Origin of the sequence: Colwellia chukchiensis, assembly GCF_002104455.1 — a bacterium.
In the GTDB taxonomy this organism is placed as follows: domain Bacteria; phylum Pseudomonadota; class Gammaproteobacteria; order Enterobacterales; family Alteromonadaceae; genus Cognaticolwellia; species Cognaticolwellia chukchiensis.
This window is the reverse complement of the sequence record NZ_NBOC01000002.1, coordinates 167,306-186,112: the sequence shown is the minus strand read 5'-3', so window position 1 is coordinate 186,112 and position 18,807 is coordinate 167,306. Positions and strand designations below refer to the sequence as shown.

General features: G+C 42.7%; 14 protein-coding genes. 3 read left to right on the top strand and 11 right to left on the bottom strand.

What is annotated here, in order from left to right; translation table 11 throughout:
- Positions 1-57: 57 nt before the first annotated feature.
- From B6K83_RS04345 to B6K83_RS04320, 6 genes are all read right to left on the bottom strand, one after another.
- Positions 58-696: a response regulator transcription factor gene (locus B6K83_RS04345; RefSeq protein WP_085283613.1), complete on the bottom strand. Its 639-nt coding sequence runs from the start codon at positions 694-696 to the stop codon at positions 58-60.
- Positions 693-1,415 carry a sensor histidine kinase gene (locus tag B6K83_RS04340; protein WP_085283611.1) on the bottom strand — a complete coding sequence of 241 codons (723 nt, stop codon included), beginning with the start codon at positions 1,413-1,415 and terminating at the stop codon, positions 693-695. Before B6K83_RS04340 ends, B6K83_RS04345 begins: the two co-directional genes overlap by 4 nt.
- The gene (locus tag B6K83_RS04335; RefSeq protein ID WP_085283609.1) at positions 1,405-4,749 is read right to left on the bottom strand and encodes a protein kinase domain-containing protein; all 3,345 of its coding nucleotides are present in this window, start codon (positions 4,747-4,749) and stop codon (positions 1,405-1,407) included. Before B6K83_RS04335 ends, B6K83_RS04340 begins: the two co-directional genes overlap by 11 nt.
- Positions 4,750-4,771: 22 nt before the next feature.
- Positions 4,772-5,674, bottom strand: a complete 903-nt coding sequence (locus B6K83_RS04330) for an FHA domain-containing protein (protein ID WP_085283607.1) — start codon at positions 5,672-5,674, stop codon at positions 4,772-4,774.
- Between the two features lie 30 nt (positions 5,675-5,704).
- Positions 5,705-6,541 (bottom strand): DUF6689 family protein, encoded by an 837-nt coding sequence (locus B6K83_RS04325; RefSeq protein ID WP_085283605.1) that lies wholly within the window; start codon positions 6,539-6,541, stop codon positions 5,705-5,707.
- A gap of 164 nt (positions 6,542-6,705) precedes the next feature.
- Positions 6,706-9,171 carry a S8 family peptidase gene (locus B6K83_RS04320; protein ID WP_085283603.1) on the bottom strand — a complete coding sequence of 822 codons (2,466 nt, stop codon included), beginning with the start codon at positions 9,169-9,171 and terminating at the stop codon, positions 6,706-6,708.
- A 235-nt stretch (positions 9,172-9,406) separates the two neighbouring features.
- Between B6K83_RS04320 and glsB the strand changes: the two genes are divergently transcribed.
- On the top strand, positions 9,407-10,339 hold the full coding sequence (gene glsB, locus B6K83_RS04315) for a glutaminase B (RefSeq protein WP_085283602.1): 933 nt from the start codon (positions 9,407-9,409) through the stop codon (positions 10,337-10,339).
- 155 nt (positions 10,340-10,494) lie between these two features.
- Here glsB and B6K83_RS04310 read toward each other — a convergent pair whose 3' ends face one another.
- A complete protein-coding gene (locus tag B6K83_RS04310) occupies positions 10,495-12,117 on the bottom strand; it encodes a M28 family metallopeptidase (RefSeq protein WP_085283599.1) in 1,623 nt (540 codons plus the stop codon).
- Positions 12,118-12,214: 97 nt separating this feature from the next.
- On the bottom strand, positions 12,215-12,841 hold the full coding sequence (locus tag B6K83_RS04305) for a dienelactone hydrolase family protein (protein WP_085283597.1): 627 nt from the start codon (positions 12,839-12,841) through the stop codon (positions 12,215-12,217).
- Between the two features lie 158 nt (positions 12,842-12,999).
- On the opposite strand from B6K83_RS04305, the gene B6K83_RS04300 reads away from it, so the two are divergent.
- Both B6K83_RS04300 and ltaE read left to right on the top strand, forming a co-directional pair.
- Positions 13,000-13,725: a YebC/PmpR family DNA-binding transcriptional regulator gene (locus B6K83_RS04300; protein WP_085283595.1), complete on the top strand. Its 726-nt coding sequence runs from the start codon at positions 13,000-13,002 to the stop codon at positions 13,723-13,725.
- Positions 13,726-13,813: 88 nt separating this feature from the next.
- Complete coding sequence (gene ltaE, locus B6K83_RS04295; protein ID WP_175474815.1) at positions 13,814-14,824, top strand: low-specificity L-threonine aldolase; 1,011 nt, start codon at positions 13,814-13,816, stop codon at positions 14,822-14,824.
- 110 nt (positions 14,825-14,934) lie between these two features.
- On the opposite strand, the gene B6K83_RS04290 is transcribed toward ltaE, so the two are convergent.
- Genes B6K83_RS04290 through relA form a run of 3 tightly spaced genes read right to left on the bottom strand, consistent with a single transcriptional unit; the run spans position 14,935 to position 18,793 of the window.
- Positions 14,935-15,735 carry an enoyl-CoA hydratase-related protein gene (locus B6K83_RS04290; RefSeq protein WP_085283593.1) on the bottom strand — a complete coding sequence of 267 codons (801 nt, stop codon included), beginning with the start codon at positions 15,733-15,735 and terminating at the stop codon, positions 14,935-14,937.
- A gap of 44 nt (positions 15,736-15,779) precedes the next feature.
- Positions 15,780-16,580 carry a nucleoside triphosphate pyrophosphohydrolase gene (gene mazG, locus B6K83_RS04285; protein ID WP_085283591.1) on the bottom strand — a complete coding sequence of 267 codons (801 nt, stop codon included), beginning with the start codon at positions 16,578-16,580 and terminating at the stop codon, positions 15,780-15,782.
- A gap of 11 nt (positions 16,581-16,591) precedes the next feature.
- Entirely contained in the window at positions 16,592-18,793 is a 2,202-nt protein-coding gene (relA, locus tag B6K83_RS04280; protein WP_085283589.1) for a GTP diphosphokinase, read from the bottom strand.
- Between the last annotated feature and the right edge of the window lie 14 nt (positions 18,794-18,807).

The following is an 18,807-nucleotide window of genomic DNA, read 5'->3' as shown; positions in this document are numbered from 1 at the left end:
GGTAAAACACCTGAGAGAAAGGCAAATTAAGCGTTATGCCCCTTAGCAGCTTAAATTTTACATTAGCAGGTGCTTTTTCGCCGCATATCGAACTAGCTCTGCAGCATTGGCAACATTAAGTTTATCTAAGACCTTGCCACGATGGTTCTCCGCAGTTTTAACACTAATTTCTAACGAGCGCGCAATCTCTTTGGTGGTTTTCCCTTCAATAATTAAATGAAAAACTTCACGTTCACGGTTAGTCAAATTTTTATAAGGGTCTTGCCAGTTTTCTGCTGGCTTATTGTACTGGGTTGCTAAAACACTCGCCGCATACTGACTAAAATAGGTTTTCCCAGCAGCCAGAGCCTTGACGGCATCAATAAGTTCATCACTGGCACTATCTTTTAGCAGATAACCAGACGCTCCCGCCCTTACCATATGAATAACGTATTCTTGTTCTTCATGCATAGTAAGTACTAACACCTTGGCATCAGGCAATTGCTCATGTAAGCGCTTAACCGCTTCCATGCCATTAAGCTCTGGCATGCTAATGTCAATCACAATAACATTTGGCTTAAGCTCTAGCGCCTTTTGTACCGCTTCCAAACCATCTGCAGCTTCTGCTACCACGCGAATACCTTCATCCTTGCTTAGTAAGCTCACTAAACCATGACGTAAAATCGTGTGGTCATCGGCAATGAGAACACTGATCATGGCCCCTCCCGCCCTGTCACTAATACTTTAATTTCACAGCCTTGGTTAGGTGCTGAATTAATGGTGAGTTGGCCGCCAAAGGCGCTAACGCGATCGCGCATTGCACCTAGGCCAAAACCATCAGGGTTTTCCGCCGTGCCAGCGGCCATACCAACGCCATCGTCTTGAATTTTAATCATTAGCAGTTTATTGGTTGCAATAAGGTTTAACGTAATCGTACTCGCCTGAGCATGTTTAATGGCATTGGTCAGTGCTTCTTGAATGACGCGAAACGCTAATGTTTGGCTATCGCTGTCGATGTCAGCCGTCACTTGCTGGTGAAACTCTATCACCACATCTTCTGGCTCAGCCATAATCCTAACCAGCCATTCTAGAGCTGGAATTAAGCCTAGGTCATCTAAAATCCGTGGCCGCATTAGTCGGGAAATAACCCGCGTATCTGACAAGGCTTGTCGTGCCAAGTCTATACTTTCATTTAATGCTATCTTAGGCTCGCTTTTTTGTACTTGCTGCAACTGATTGATCAAAGCTGTTAACAATTGCCCAACACCATCGTGCAGTTCGCGTGCAATATGCTTTCGCTCATCTTCTTGTACTCGCCAAACTCGCTTGGCTAAACCACGCATTTGTTCATTACCAAAGTAAAGTTGCTGCGATATTTGTTTTTGCTTTTCGTTCAGTTGCGCAACCAACTTAGCCACATCCGTATTATTGGTCATTACGCTGAAATTCCTGTAGTGAGTCATTTAATTGATAGTAGTTTTGTTTTGCCAAGAAGCTGACTAACAATTCTGCGGGTAGATTCCTGGCTAAGTTTTGCAGCTTGCTATGCACCTTGTCATGGTATTTTTTGGGGTCTTGTTGTTGCACTATAGCCAGCTGTGCTCGTAAACGGTCAAATTGAAAGCTGCGCCAATAGTCGCCCATTTTTCTCAGTAACAGCTCAGCCTCGCGCAAGGTCTGGCTTAATGCCGTCCAGTCTTTTGTATAATATTGCTGCACCGCTAATAACTCGAGGTACTCAATGTTTTGATATTGATATAAGCCAAAATCAATCACTGATAACGGTAATAAATAGTGACTAATATCTTGCGCTCCGGCGCGCAATGCATTTCGCGCTTGCAAAATAAGTTGTCGAATATAGATCACTTGATGCGCATGATCATTAACCAGTTTTTCGCTATCAAAATTGCTATTAGTGACATTGTTACGACTTTGTGATCGCAAAAATTGCAACGTAGTTTTGTACTCTTTATTACCATATTTACCGACTAAAACAGCAATATGATTTAAGTGTTCGGTTGCAGATTTATCATCACCTAATTGCAAAAACCAGTCTGCAAGCCAAAGCCCGAGTTGTGCTATAACTCTGACATCATGTAACTTCTCAGCTTCCGCATATAAGGCCTTTAACTCAGTAATACTTGCTTGAAAGTTACCTTGCAAGAAGGCCAATTTGGTCAAATAACTATGTGATACCAGTAATTCTTCTGCGCTGTTAAGTTGTTTAGCATCGGTTAAGGTATTATTAAAAAGATGATAAGCATTACGCCAATTGCCTTTTGCTAACTCTAATTGCGCTAAATTTTGCCTAACATGAATAATACCAATGGGAAATTTAACTTGCTGATAGAGTTGTTCTGCTTGTCGCCAAAAAACCAAGGCATTGTCAGCATCAAGCAACATAAAGTAACTAAAGCCTATGTTATTCATACTCTCGGCTTGTAGCATTAAGTGGCCTAAATCAATACGAATATTTAATGCTTGGCGATAGTTTTCTAGGGCATTTTGGTACAACGCTTGCTCTTCAGCTAATTTACCAAGCTCGTTGTAAGTATTTGACAAGCCTTCTTGAGCTGATAGTTTTTGATAAATGGTTAAACTTTGCTGTAGATATTGCTCTGTTTGTTGATATTCTCCTATAGCAAGGTGCATAGCCGCTAGATTGAGCATAGTGGTCGCTGCCCCCATAAGATCTTCAGCTTGTTTGCGCATTGCTAGCGCTTGTTGGTAATAGTCAAACGCTAGGTTAGTTTCCCCGAGCTGCTCATAAACAACGCCAAAGGCATTTAACGCTTCTCCTTCTTTGGTGGGGTTTTTTAACTTTTTAGCTGTCACTAAAGCTTTAACAAAGTATTCGTTTAATGCCTGCTCAAAGTTACCTTGTAAAAAAGCGGCCCTTCCTAACATAAACCAAGCTTTTGGGTGATTAGCATCAATCGCCACCACGTCTAATAACAAGCTTTCCATTTTCTGATGCTGCTCTATTAAAAAATAAAACTCCGCTAACATCAATTTCAACTCAGTGTTATACGGAAACGCCTGTACTAAGGATAAATAATCAGCTTGTGCTTGTTCAACTTTACCCGCTAAATCATTTAATCGAGCACTCGCAAGCTTAGCAGTATAAGTGTTTTTTTCGGCAAACTCGGCGGCCTTGGCATACGCTTGCTCAGCTTCTAATATTAGCTGTTGAATTAAGTATAATTCTCCTTGTTGTAACCAAGCTTGTGCCGAATGCGGGTGTAGATTAAGTATGGGCGTTAGTGCCTTTTGCGCCTTATCGTATTGCCCTTGGGCAATTAATGTTGTGATGGTGAACAAATCAACAATAGGCGTTTTAGAATGAGTTAGCTGCGCCGTTGTACTTGCGACAATATTTAGCCGTCGTTTCACACTTTCAACAAAGCTTGCACTAATATCTTGCCAATCTTTATTATTAAATGCTGCGCGTAACAGGCTTTCATGTTGGACTTTAAAGCCATCAACGAATGTAAGCTCAAACATCACTTCATGGCTTTGGGTTCCGGCAACCACCATCTTAGGACTGATCAACACGTCCACTTGCAATAAATCGGTGATCAACTCAGTTTTACTGTCGTCTAGTGGTAATGTTATACCAAGTTGTTGAAACAACTGCTTTAAACGCGGTTGCTCTATTACGCGTAAGTTGCTGACTTCACTTAACTGGTAATTCAAGTAATTGGCAAAGGACTCAGCAAGTTCTTGCTCTTGGTTAGCCAATGGCAATATCGCAACGCCATAATGACTTTTGGCATTCGCTTTAATCTCGCTTGGTTGTTCAATAAACCACCACATTGCAACAACTAGCCCCAATAGCAATGCAAAAGCACTATAATAAATCGCTATTTTTCTGGATGTTTTTTGCGTCGAAGTTAAGGCGATATATTGTTGTTGTGCTTGGTTAACATTGGCTGGTCGTGAAGCACTATGTGGAGAAATTAAAGATAGCACCCAGCTTTCAAGTGGCTTTAAATCTTTATTAATTGGTGTGAACTTGGCTTTATTAACAAGTTTATTTTCAGTAATTTCATCTATGCTTGCACCCGTATATGGCAAGCGTTGACAACAGAGTTGGTAGATAACAATGCCCGCGGCATATAAGTCTGTACTGGCATTGGTTTTACCTAATTGCAAATACTCTGGTGGCGCGTAAAAAGGTGTACCTAAAATGCTTGCTGAGGTCATTTCGTTGTTGAGCACAGATAAACCAAAATCTGCAATATAAAGCCGCCCTGAAGTGTCTAACATGATATTTTCAGGCTTAATGTCTTTATGGGTCACGCCTGCTTGCTGGGCAAAAGCTAAACCACTTAATAACTGTGCAATGATATGGTGAATTTGCGTGCTCGACATTGCTTGCTGAGCCATTAAGGCTTCTAAGCTGCAACCCTCTATCCAATCCATGGTGATAAAATGCAAATTTTGTTGTTGATAGTATTCATGAACGCGAATGATATTAGGGTGACTTAGTTGGCGAACCAGCAGCAACTCATTTTTAAAGTTTGCTAGGTTTTTCGCGTTTTCGCTCAACGCCGGTGCCAATACTTTAATGGCGATTATGGTATCAAGTTGCTGATCATAAGCACTATAAACACAACCATAGCGCCCCCGCCCTTGCAGGCTTTTTATAATAAAGCGCCCTACTAGGCACTCTCCTGCTGCCAAGGCATTAGCTGGTTGAATAATTTGGGTTGTCTGTTGCGCATTGGCAACAGACTGGCTTAGTGTTGGCTCATCAGAAGTGCTCATACAGCCTATTTTTCAATAAAAATTAGTGGCACAAATTAAGCAAATTATAGTCTATTATACCCGTTAACTGTTTTGTGTTCTGATCAAGAATCCCCTGCAGTGAGTCTATCGACTTTTGCAGTAAAATCGCTTGCACAGATGCTTGAATTTGCTGACTCATGGTACTCAGTATTTCAATATCTAATTCGGTCAGCACTTTATCAGATAGTTTACTATCGGTATAAACAACGCCCACCACGCTATTTTCATAAAATAACGGAATGCAGGCTAAGGCTGATATTTTTTTCAATTCAATACTTTTTCGGGCGCTCAAGCGCTCATGCTGACTAATATCCATGGCAATAACGGCTTGCCCTGATTGAAAGCATTGCGAAATAGCACCGACACTACCTTCAAACTTGGCCAATTTAAAGTCCTGTAATTGCATGCCATGCGCAATACTAACTTGTAAAGTGGATAGCGTATCCCCCAACAAAATAATGCCGCGCTGGGTACCGGTTAACATGATGATATTTTGCAATTGTGCCGACAAATTTTGTTGTAAGTGCTCACTCATTGGAAGTGCTGACATCGACTTGCTATTTGATAACCGCCATTGATTATGACTGTGAATGGCGTCAAGCTGAGCGACTGATTTAGTTTCAAATAAACAGTCGAGTTCACCAACAGAAATTAAAGCATCGGTTTTTAATGTCGATTGAGTGATGGCTATGCCATTGACTTTTGTGCCATTGCGGCTGCGTTGATCTTCAAGCTGCCAAATATCATTGGTGTGCGCCACTTTCGCATGTTGGCGAGACACAGTGGGGTGATCAAGCAGCAACTCACATTCGTTGGCACGCCCTATACGGTAGCCACTGCCTTCGTAGAGAAAACTCTCTACAGCAGGTTGGTTTGGATAACAAACCGTAATTCTAGCTGGCATAATAACACCTCTAAATAGCCGTTTGTCGTGTTACTTAATAAGACGTAAACTAAAACGTAGGGTATTGGCAAAAGCGATCAACTCTCCGGCAACATTGCGAATATCGCGACTTGAGCGCCATACATCGGGAATACTAACGCCACGGTTGTCATTTATACGACGGTTAAAAGCACTCAGTTTATTGCTTGCTTTGTTATATTTTTGTAATAATATTAATTGCTTAACATCATTAACATCTTGCAATAAGGCAGAATATACTGCGGCATTAATGTCTGGTGAAAAATCACTCAGTGCCGATTCAAGATCAGTAAGCTTTTGCTCAACTACCAACAAGGGAGCTCGTAAGTCAGCAACAATAATGAACTGAGAAAAACGCCCTGTTGAACCGCGGCTACGCAAACTACCTGAGCCTAAGGTTTGGGTAATGTCTTTAAACTCGCCATTTAGCGGCGCTTTAAAGAATCGAAAAGGCGTACCAGCAGTGTACTCAAGGTTGTGGGTATGAATATCAACGGTTGCAACTCCAGAAAACGAAAAGCCACTGTCAGCTTTGGGCTCTATGGTGATCATCATGGGAAAGGCTGCTGCTGGCGTTATATTTAAACCGTCAGGCAGGCGATCGAGTAAATTTAACGAGGTAACGTCAATCAATTCTGCACTTAAGCCTAAGCTTTCTTGGGTTAAGCCAACCGCGTTTTCAAATTGTAAAGTCAGATCGGCAGAAATATCGCCGGGCAATTCAATTAACACTTCAACTTTATTACCTTGAATATCGATTGCTAGAGGTTGTGAAGCGAAAGATAAGTTACTCACTAATAGCGCTGTGGCGGCTAGCACTATCGTAGTTATATTTTTTATGTGCGACATGGTATTTCCTCTGGATACGAACCTAAACATTAAGTCTGGTTGTTTTACGCCTTTACTTACTAGAAACTACGTTGAAATGAAAAAATTAGCAAGCACTAAGGCTTTTTAAGTAGCAACAAAACCAACCGCTATTCTGGTTGGTTTTGTTTACAAGCTACACGATATTAACGCAAGTAGTTATCAAAAGTACGACCTATGATTACCGCATAATCACCACGTTTTACGCTGGCTGTTGGCTCAAAATAAGCCACAACTTTAGGTGTTAAATCATAAGGCCCTTGCTCAAGCGCATAGCGTACACCAATCAATGACATATCAATGGCTGCTTGTACATAGCCTTTTAATACCGGTGTTATAGAGCCTGAGTCCTTAACCTCAATGCGCTCACCTTTATAATCAACGGTTAACTCTCCAGCAAAGCTTAATGCTTGGCTTTCAAGCCCTAAACCCTGCACCAGTGAATACGCTAACTCTTGTTTGCTAACTTTGGCGCGAGGGAAAAACTCATTATCATTAGATAACATTACCGGCCATTGCGTTTGCGTTCTGTCTTTTAATGCTGAGCCTAGGGTAGTAACTGCATCAACAAAGGGTGCATAACGGTTATTAACATCAGTAAAGGCCACTTTTTGCTCATTTAATACGTCACGTTGCTGCCTAATGGCTAAGCCCATAACTAAAAACTGAGCTAACTCTTGGCGCTTTAAATAGGCGTCTGGACGAAAGACACGATCATTTTTGCTATCAACTAAGCGCTCACTAACGGCAAACTCTATCGCTTTCTCTGCTGGGTGCCCTGCAATATCGTCTAATCCTTGGTAACCGCCAGAATTCAAAATGGCTATTTCGCCGCTTATATATTCAGGAATGCCAGGACCATTAGTTGTACCAGTTGGATCAGCTTGCACACCTGATAGTGACGTTATGCCATAGGCAGAAAGTTTCCACTCACCCGGTTGTGCGGGCGCAGATACACGCATGGTGCTACTAAGTACCGGTGTTGTTAAGTTGCCAAAGTAAATACTGCCATCTGGTGCTTCTAGTTTCAATTTAACAAGATTAGCAAGCGTTTCTGACGATGCACTGATCCATGCAGCTTCATCATCTACCATAAAGGTATGCACTTCAGGCTCACCTATGGGTGAAAATAGCACTTCAAATGCCTCGGGCTCACCACCAGCAACCAAAATTGCATTCGCATTAAACTCATTAAGGTTATTTACCGTCACACTATTTTGCTCATCATAGCCCAACGCTCCCGCTACTGCGGCATAAGCATTAACATAGCCGGCACCAACTTCCCATGATTGATAGCCAGGCATATTGGTCGCTGTTTCTTGAATGATTTGCTTGATTTGTAACGGTGTTAAATTAGGGTTAGCTTCTAGCATTAAGGCAATAATACCGGCAACATGAGGTGTTGCCATCGAAGTACCTGAAATCATGGTATAAAATGGCAGGTATTCATTTTCGATCACGCCGACATCATTAGCGCCACCATTTGACGCCACATTAGTTTTCGCTCGTGTTGAAATAATATCAACACCTGGGGCCACGATAGTCACTTCATTTTTATAAGTCCAAGACGTGCCATCAGGCATGGTAAAGTCACCTTGCTCACCCCGTTTGCCCCGCGATGAAAAATCAATTAAATCACCTGACTTTGTACCGGCACCAACAGACATGCCCCATGGAATTTGCGCATAAGGGTTATGGGTATCTTCACCTGCACCACTGTTACCCGCGGCAAACACCGAGATCATACCTAATTTATGGGCTTTATATGACGCTAATGAAATAGGCCCAGCTGGTTCATATTTTCCACTTGAACCCCAAGAGTTACTCATAACACGAATTGGCGAATTAAAATCCCAAATGTGGCTAATTGCATAATCATAACCACCAAGTGCATCTAAAATAGATAAACCTGCGCCTGAGCCATAACCGACAATATCCGCACCTGTTGCCGCACCTTTATATTTGCCATCTGAGTGTGAACCCCAGCCCCCAACAGTACCGGCACAATGGGTGCCATGGCCTACGTTTAAGTCGGTATTGATTTGACCTTCAATCCAAACGCCATCAACTCCCGTTAATGAAATGGCTTGTGCATGTGTTACACCTTGCACATTTTCAACAACTTTCTCACCAAACGCTAAGTCATCTAAGCTGGCATCAATACCAGAGTCATTAACAATGACAGTAACGCCTTTACCGGTAAATGTCATACCATTGTTAGTCACGAACTCATCAGACTGCAGCTTTTCAACCCCAGTTAACTCTCGTGCCTCAGCATTAAAGTAGCTCAATTGGCGATTTGCAAAAACCGAGCGAACACCAGGTAATTCCGCTAACTGAGTGATCTGCGTTGGGCTTGCCATAACGCCAATAATAGGCAAAGACTTAAACTGCACGCCTTGCGTTAAACCTAGATTAAGCAATGCTTGTAACTGTGTTGTATTCAAAGCGTCTAATTGGTCATAAGAAACTACAACCATGGCACTGTCTGTAGCTGCCATGCTTTGTAACTTTTGCTCTAATTGAGAGCCGATCACGGCAGCGGCAGTTGCATTTAAGCTGATACCTGCAATTGACATGGTCAATGCCATATTCTTAATTAATGATTTCATTTCTTGTCTCCACCCATCTCTGGAAGTCGTGTATTTACGTCATTAATTGCACAATAATTATCAATGGCTGACTATCAGGATCTGTCCTCATAGCGCACAGGGGAAAACCCCTAGAGACGTTACTTTTGGTATAATGTATGCACAAAAAAGTACTATAAAGTATTGAGCATTTGTGCATAATGACCGTCCATTAACGCTTAGTTTCCTATGCCACCTAAGAGAGTAAAAAACTGATATGTTTAAAGACCTCGCTCGCTTACAAGCTAAATTAAAAGCTTTAGTTACCGAACAAGAAAATTTATGCCAGCAAGGAAAAGTCGCCGACTATATTCCCGCCTTGGCAAAAGTGCCGGCTACAAAAATTGCTGCGTGTGTTGCCAATATAAATGGCAGCAGTGTCGGTGCAGGTGATTATCAAGAGCCTTTTTCAATTCAAAGTATTTCCAAGGTTTTTGGTTTGGTGATGGCTATGAACCGCATTGGTGATGATTTATGGCAACGGGTCAATATGGAGCCGTCAGGACAACCTTTTAATTCCATTATTCAGTTAGAATGGGAAAAAGGTATACCACGCAACCCAGTGATCAACGCCGGCGCCTTATTAGTTGCTGATGTGCTCACCAGTCATTTTTCTACCAGTAAGCTGGCATTTTTATGCTTTATGCGAACATTAGCGCACGACGACAACATTTATATCGATCAAGACGTTTATCAATCAGAACTTGAGCATGGCAACAGAAACGCAGCATTAGCCTACTTAATGAAAAGCTTTGGCAATATTGAAGCAGAAATTCCGGCTGTACTTAGCCATTACTTTACCCAATGTGCCGTTGCCATGAGTTGTGAGCAACTAGCGAAGAGTTTGCTGTTTCTAGCCAATAAAGGCGTTGACCCTATTTCTAAACAAGTTATTTGCACACCCAGAGATGCGCACAGGGTCAATGCCATATTGTCTACTAGTGGCATGTACGATCAATCGGGAGAGTTTGCGTTCTCCATTGGCTTACCGGCTAAAAGTGGCGTTGGCGGTGGTGTGGTGGCTATCGTGCCAAACTATGGCGTTATTTGTACTTGGAGCCCTCCGCTCAATAGTTTTGGTAACTCTGTTATTGGTACTAACTTACTGGCAAATTTAGCTCAAGAGTTAGGGCTGTCAATTTATCACTAATGACATAGCGGTTTCCGGTGCCACAGCGTGGTTAACCGTAAGTTGCTAACAAAAAAAGCATAGCGCTGGCTATGCTTTTTGATACCTTTGTCTCGACCTAACATGTATTGACACTTGTTAGGACTTATTAGGACAAATAAAAGTTAAAGCACGCTTTATTGCCTGTCTTGCAAACGACGACTTTTAAAGTCTGAATCGGCTAGCCACTTAGGCCAATCATCATTATTAGCGAGCTTGCGAGCAATAGCTGCAATTAATTGAATATCTTGCTCCATACCGCCTAACGACCACAGCGGTGAATAATCATCGGCTTCTTTATGGTATTTATGGGCGATATAGTCTGGGTCAGTATCCCCTAAGCTCATAAAAAGTAAGCTCGGTACACCTTGTTTTGCGAGCGAGAAATGATCTGAACGAAAAAACAAGCCATTTTGCGGTCGTGGGTCCATTTTTACCTTACGTTGCTGCTGCGCGGCCGCATCGGCTAAATAAGTTTCCATTTCAGACATACCTTGGCCATATTGTAGAATATAATCCACTGCAGCTAAGGCATTCATACCGTCAATATTGAGCAGCGCCACCATATTTTTTGTTGGCACTACGCCCCCTAAGGCAAATAATTCAGAGCCGATCAGGCCGGTTTCTTCGGCGGTAAAGTTAACAAATAATATTGAGCGTTGAAATGGCTTAACTTTATGTTGCGCCATCAAAATACGCGCTAGCTCGACAGTCGCGGCAGTGCCAGTGGCATTATCAATGGCGCCATTATAAATTTTCGCCCCTTGCTCGGTTTGTTTAGTACCAAAGTGATCCCAATGGGCACCAATCACAATATACTCATCAGCTCGACTCTCACCTGGGATCATCGCAAGGACGTTATTTGATTCTGCATATTCAACCTTATTGTTTAAGGTCAAATTTGCACTTTGTTGCAAATCAATGGCACTAAAGTCACGGCGTAACGCAAGTGCTTGCAGCTCATTTAAAGATAAACCAGCGGCTGAGAATATTGTTTCTGCCACTTGCTGCTGGATCCACCCCATAATCGGCAGCTTACTTTGGTTGTTGTCGTTATCCACTAAGGTATATTTGCTGCCGGTATTCGAGCTTTCAACCACACTCCACGGATAGGCTGCCGGTGCGGTTTGATGAATAATAAACACCGCTTTAGCCCCTTGTCGCGCCGCTTCTTCGTATTTATAAGTCCAACGGCCATAGTAGGTCATGGCATTACCGGTAAATAGCGCCTGATCTTGGGTAGCAAAGCCGGGATCATTGACTAAAACCACCACAGTTTTACCTTTAACATCGACATCAGCGTAGTCATTCCATTGGTATTCTGGGGCGTTAATACCATAGCCAACAAAAACTAACTCTGAATCGACTAAGCTAATGGTCTCACCCACTTGCTGAGTGCGGGCAGTAAAGTCACGCCCTGCGCTGAAGGTATGCTCGCCAACCACTAACTGCATGCTTTGATCTGCTGTGACTTTTGCCATAGGCACAGCTTGATAATAACTTTCTTGGTTACCTGGCATAAGGCCTAGCGCTTGATATTGCTTGGCTAAATAAGCGATGGTTAAATCTTCTCCTACCGTCAACGGGCCACGGCCTGCAAATTCGTCTGATGCTAGGGCTTTAATGTCTCGGTGTAAGTTGGTCAAATTAACCTCAACTTTGGCTAGCGATGGCGCAGAACTTGGCTGCTCAGCTTGTTGACAGGCGCTCAGGCTAATTAAGCTTAATAAAGCAAAGGGCAGTAATATATTTAGTTTCATAAGATGCTACGATTTAAAATGAGATAAAGTTATATAATATACACTTTATCTGTACTTGCAGCTAAGAAAATAGCTACACGAAAATAAAGTTTGACGTTCATCTACTTAACGGCCATTGCTTACCTTGTATTTTCGCTGCTAACAGGCTTAGCAATTTTTCGCTATATTCATGATAACCATTTAAGTCAAAATGGCTCGACAAATGATTCATAAAGCCATGCTGGTACTGACTGCGCTCTACGCTGACATTAGCTTTAGTGGCTAACTTGGTTTGTAAGTCAGTGATGGAAAAATGTTGCTCTGTCGCCGGCATGATCATATAGCTTGCTATATTTGGGCTAAGCTCACAAAAGTGTCGTATTTGACTGCTATAAAAACAAATAGCGGCGAGGTTTTTGAGATCAACATGCGTTGATGATAACTGCCAAATTGCGCTGCCACCGACACTAAAGCCCACTAGCAATTTCTGGCCTGATAGCGCTGCCAAACGCTGCTTTAGCTGTTGCGTATAGCGCTCAAGGCCAACATTTTCACTAAAATAGTGATAGGCTTCTTGCTCATTGGCAAACCGTTTGCGCTCTTGATAGGGGCCGATCAATAGATAACTTAGGCCAGCACTTTGCTTTGTTGATAGGCGCTGGCTAAGCGCTAGCATGGTTTGTTGGCATAACTGTTCAAACTCATAACTGATACCAAAAATGTCGGCGACAAAAATAACTTGCAAACTCTGATCCTAACGAAAACTATGGCCAATACTGCCAATCTTTACATGCGTGACAAAAAATTAAAAGTTCATCTGGGTGCAGCACTAGCAATAGCAGGCGCTAGCCGTTAGAATCTAGCGCATCAAATTTTTAATCATTAGCAACGAGACGTATTAAGATGGGCAGAGCATACCAAAACCGTAAATTATCTATGGCCAAAACTGCAGGCCAAAAAACTAAAGTCTATTCAAAGTACGGTAAAGAAATTTATGTTATAGCAAAAAATGGCGGTGTTGATCCCGACAGTAATCTCGCCTTACGCCGCACCATTGAAAAGGCGAAAAAAGACCAAGTTCCTAGTCATGTTATTGAAAAAGCCATTGATAAAGCTAAAGGCACAGGCGGCGAAGATTATGTTGAAGCCCGCTATGAAGGCTTTGGTCCGGGTAACTGCATGGTGATCATTGATTGTTTAACCGATAATGGCAATCGTACCATTAAAGATGTCCGTCAGTGTTTTACCAAAACGCACTCTAAAATTGGCTCATCAGGCACAGTTTCACATATGTTTGATCATCAAGCAGTTTTTGCTTTTAAAGGCGACGATGATGAAAGCGTATTAGAAAACTTAATGATGGCCGATATTGATGTCACCGACGTTGAACTTGAAGATGGCATAGTTACTGTGTACGCACCACACACTGAGTTTTTCAAAATTAAAACTGAATTTGCCAACAGCATGCCAGAGTACGAACTTGAAGTAGAAGAAATTACTTGGGTACCACAAACCTATACTGAAATTACCGCTGAAGAAGATCTCGCTAACTTTGAAAAATTCATTACTATGTTAGAAGACTGTGATGACGTACAAAATATTTATCACAATGCTGACCTTGCCCAGTAACGGCTGAGCAAACTTGGCATCCACATGAAAAGGCATCCATTTCGATGCCTTTTTTCACGCTTTCATTGACTTATGATAAAGGTCTAGCATGATTGATTTTCGTTCTGATACGGTTACCCGCCCTTGCCAACAAATGCGCCAAGCTATGGCAAATGCCGAGGTAGGCGACGATGTTTATGGTGATGACCCTAGCGTTAACGCACTGGAGTCTTGGGCGGCACAGCGTCATGGTTTTGCCGCGGCACTGTTTTGTAGCTCAGGCACACAAGCTAATTTATTAGCCTTGATGGCACATTGTCAGCGCGGTGATGAATACCTTTGCGGCCAGCAAGCCCACAATTATAAGTTCGAAGGTGGCGGCGCCGCCGTTTTAGGCTCCATTCAGCCACAACCTATTGCTAATGAAGAAGATGGTAGTTTGTGCTTTGACAAACTTGCCGCTGCCATCAAGCCGGACGACGCTCATTTTGCCCGTACCACGTTACTCAGTATTGAAAACACCATTAATGGTAAAGTGTTACCGCTAAGCTATATGACTAAAGCGCGTGACTTTACCCGCCAGCATCAGCTACAACTGCACTTAGACGGTGCCCGCATTTACAATGCCGCAACAGCGCTCAAGGTCGATATTAGCGATATTTGTCAGTATGTTGATTCGATGTCAATTTGTTTATCTAAGGGCCTTGGTGCCCCCGTAGGCTCATTATTACTGGGCTCAAGCGCAGTTATAAAGTCAGCGCGACGATGGCGCAAGGTGCTCGGCGGCGGTATGCGGCAAGCGGGTATTTTAGCCGCTGCGGCCAACATTGCGTTGCAGCAAAACCCGAACAAGTTACAGCAAGATCATGACAACGCAAAATATTTAGCAACACAGTTACAGCAGTTTGCTGACATAAGCCTTGACCTTAACCAGGTTGAAACCAACATGGTTTTTGCCCACTTTGCTGACTCGGTTGATTTGCCGCTTGTCGTCAATAAACTTAACGAAAACGGCATATTAATCAGTGCCGGTAAGCCGGTGCGCTTGGTAACTCATTTAGATATTAATAAAGCCGATATAGATCACTTTATCGCCCAATTGCGGCATATATTAACCTAGTCACTACGGCAACCTTAGCGTTAATATTTCGCTACCACTGGCATGCAATTTACGACTTATCGACAATACAACGCGCTAAGTTTGCCGAATTGCCGCTTGATTGAAGCGCTTTATTTCGCCAGTTTTTCCAGCATGGCATTTACCGCCGTTAAATGCTCTGGATTGTTATGGCACATACCTTGAAATACCGCACATATATCTAGAAAATCAGGTAGCTCAGTACGTTGTGCTAACTTCATTAAGCGTTTTGTTAAGCGCAGTGAGGCCACAGGTTTGGCGGCAATAGTTTTTGCTAAGGCATTAACTTCATTGAGCAAGTTCTCTGGCGTGGTAACGTCTAATACCACCCCAATTGCTTTCGCTTCTTGCGCATCTATAACCCGACCGGTAAAGGTTAATTCCGCCGCCTTTTGATAGCCAATTAAGCGTTGCATAAACCACGCGCCACCATCGCCAGGAATTATGCCTAAGTTGACAAAGGTCTCGCCAAATTTCGCTTTATTTGAGGCAATACGAATATCACACATGTTGGCAATATCAAACCCAGCGCCTATGGCTGGGCCGTTAATTGCGGCAATTACGGGCACTTCTAACTTATGCAAAGCTAATGGAATGCGCTGTATTCCTTCACGGTAACGTCGCTCTAGTGTTTGCACGTCGCCGGCAAAGTCCCCTGCTCGCTCTGCCATGTCTTTAATATTACCACCAGAAGAAAATGCCGAGCCTGCGCCAGTAATGATCAGCACCGCGATTTCAGGTGTGCGGTTAATCCACTCGACCGTATTTACGATATCGTCTGTGATGGCGGTGCCGGTTAACGCATTACGCACATCGTGACGATTAAAGGTTAGGGTCACTATGTTATTTTCTAGGCTTAGGGTACTGTCGACTAATTTGGGCAATGCATTCATTTTAACCTCAAAGATATTGAATTATTTACTTGCGTAAACCTTGCTTAAGACTTTTCCGCCGCTTTTACTTGTTGCCAATAGGTTTCAAGTTCGGCCAAGGTGTGTTGTTGAAAGCTTTTATTAGCTTGTTGTACTTGTGCTTCAACGCCATTAAAACGTTGACTGAATTTTTGATTTGCCTGACGTAATAAGCTTTCAGGATCTTGCTTGGCATGACGACATAAGTTAACCACCGCAAACATTAAATCCCCTAACTCGGCTGCTAAAGCTTGGTCATCATGATGTAACTCTGCCTTAACTTCTCGCAGCTCTTCTTCAACTTTTGCAACAACATCATCAATGTTATGCCAGTCAAAGCCAACATGGGCACAACGCTTTTGAATTTTTGCTGCTTGCGATAATGCCGGTAAATTGCGCGGAATATCAGCAAGCACGCTGAGGTTTGTGTCGTTATTTTTGGCCTGTCGCTCTTTGCTTTTTTCATTTTCCCAATTAGCTTTTATTTCTGCATCGCTTTGTAAGTCACTATTAGCAAATACATGTGGGTGTCGACGAATAAGCTTTTCACAAACCGCGCTGACCACGCTGTCAAAATCAAAACGTTTTTCTTCAGCGCCCAGTTGGCTATAAAACACCACTTGAAATAATAAATCACCGAGCTCTTTTTCTAACTCGCTAAAATCTTCCCGTTCAATAGCATCAGCAACTTCATATGCTTCTTCTATAGTATGGGGAATTATAGAAGCAAAGGTTTGCTTGAGATCCCACGGACAACCCGTATCAGGGTTGCGTAACTCCGCCATGATCCAACGCAGCTTAGCAAGCGAGGGTTTATCATTTAACATATTTATTTTACCTATAATCGTTTCGCTTCAACTACGTCATCAAGTTGCTTTAGTTTCGCCAGTAGTCGCGTCAGTGCTTGGTTATTACTGATCTCAATTTTGATGGTCATACTCATGCTTTGTTTTACATGATCGGTATTGCTTTCAATGCCAATAATACTCACCCTGTCATTAGAAATAATGGTGGAAATATCTCTGAGTAGGCCTTGACGATCGCCACCAATAATATTGATACTCACTTGATAACTTTTGTTATTTTCACCGCCCCATTGCACTTCAACTTCGCGCTCAGGCTGTTGTTCAAGGGCGTTGGCAAGCTGTTCACAATCAAGGCGATGTACGGAAATACCGCGCCCTTGGGTAATAAAACCAGAAATTTCATCACCGGGTACGGGTTGGCAACATTTCGCCATGTGCGTTAATAAGTTACCAACCCCTGAAACCGTAATACCATTGTTATCACCGGCTTGGCTATCCGCTTGCTGAGGCTGGCGAACCAAGCTTTGTGGGTCTATTTCTACTTCAGGCTTAGCACTTATTTCTTGTTGTTGAATACAGTGCACCACTTGTAATAATCGGGTATTACCTGAGCCAATGGCAGCAAACAAGTCATCCTTGGTGGTGAAGTTAAAGCGTTCGATTGCAGCTGACAAATCGACTTTCGCCAAGGATAACTGTAACTTAGCTAATGCGGCTTCTAACATTTCTTTACCCGCGGCTAAGTTTTTATCGCGATCGAGTAAACGGAAAAAATGCTGAACTTTAGCCCGCGCCCGCGGTGTGTGCAGATAGTTTAGACTCGGGTTCAACCAGTCTCTGCTCGGGTTAAGCTTTTTACTACGCAATATTTCAACTTTATCACCGGTTTGTAAAGTATGGGTAAACGGCACGATACGGCCAAATACTTTCGCGCCAATGCAGCTATGGCCGACATTAGAGTGAATATAATAAGCAAAGTCGAGTGGCGTAGCCCCTGTAGGTAAGTCAACCACATCACCTTTAGGGGTAAACACATAAATTCTATCTTCAAATACTTGGCTGCGTAACTCATCAAGTAACTCACCACTTTCTGAAACGTCCTCTTGCCATTGCAATATTTTTCTTAACCAACTGACTTTTTCATCAAAGCCTGAGCTTTTGCCACTGGTACTGCCTTCTTTATAACGCCAATGGGCGGCCACACCGAGTTCAGCATCGTCATGCATTTGTTGCGTTCTAATTTGCACTTCAATTGCTTTGCCTTCTGGACCTATAACTACAGTGTGAATAGATTGATAGCCATTGGCTTTTGGTGTGGCAACATAGTCGTCGAACTCTTTGGGTAAATGCTTCCAACTGGTGTGTACTAGCCCTAAAGCACCATAGCAACCTTGCAGTTCATCAACAATAATACGCACCGCACGAACATCAAATAACTGTTCAAAGTCGAGTGACTTTTGCTGCATTTTTTTCCAAATACTGTAAATGTGCTTAGGCCGACCCACCACTGTGCCTTTGATCCCTGCCGCTTGCAGTTGCTCTGAAATATTCTTTACAAAGTCAGCCATGTAGCGTTCACGGTCTAAGCGCTTTTCGTCAAGTTGTTTGGCAATTTTTTTATAAACATCAGGGTGTAAATAACGAAAAGATAGATCTTCAAGCTCCCACTTTAGTTGCCCTATACCTAAGCGGTTCGCTAACGGCGCATAAATATTACTGGTTTCTTTGGCCGCTAATACCCGGGTTTCTTCATCACTGTTTTTTACCAAACGTAAATGGCATAAGCGCTCAGCGAGCTTGATAACCACAGCGCGCACATCTTCCACCATTGCCAACAGCATACGGCGAATATTATCGATTTGATTGCTGCTAACATGGCTGGCCTGTGACTGTTGTAAAGCTTTGATGGCTTCCATCTGACCAACACCTTTACAGAGCAAATATATTTGCTGGGAGAAATGCTCTGCAATGTATTCTAAGCTTATTATCTCGCTTTCATATAGTGGACAAACAAATGCTGCACATAAGGAGTCGGTATCTAGGTTTAAAGCGGCAAGTATCTCTACCATCTCTAATGATTTTGCTTGGCATGAGCTTGTATCATCAAATAAGTGATGTACTTGTTGATACAAAGCTTCTAGGGCATTTTTTTTGTCTGACTCTAATTCAAGCGAGCCTAACCACTGTTCAAAGTTTGCTGCCGACATCTGATGTGACTTGCGTACAGAAACCATAGGACTCCTTACCT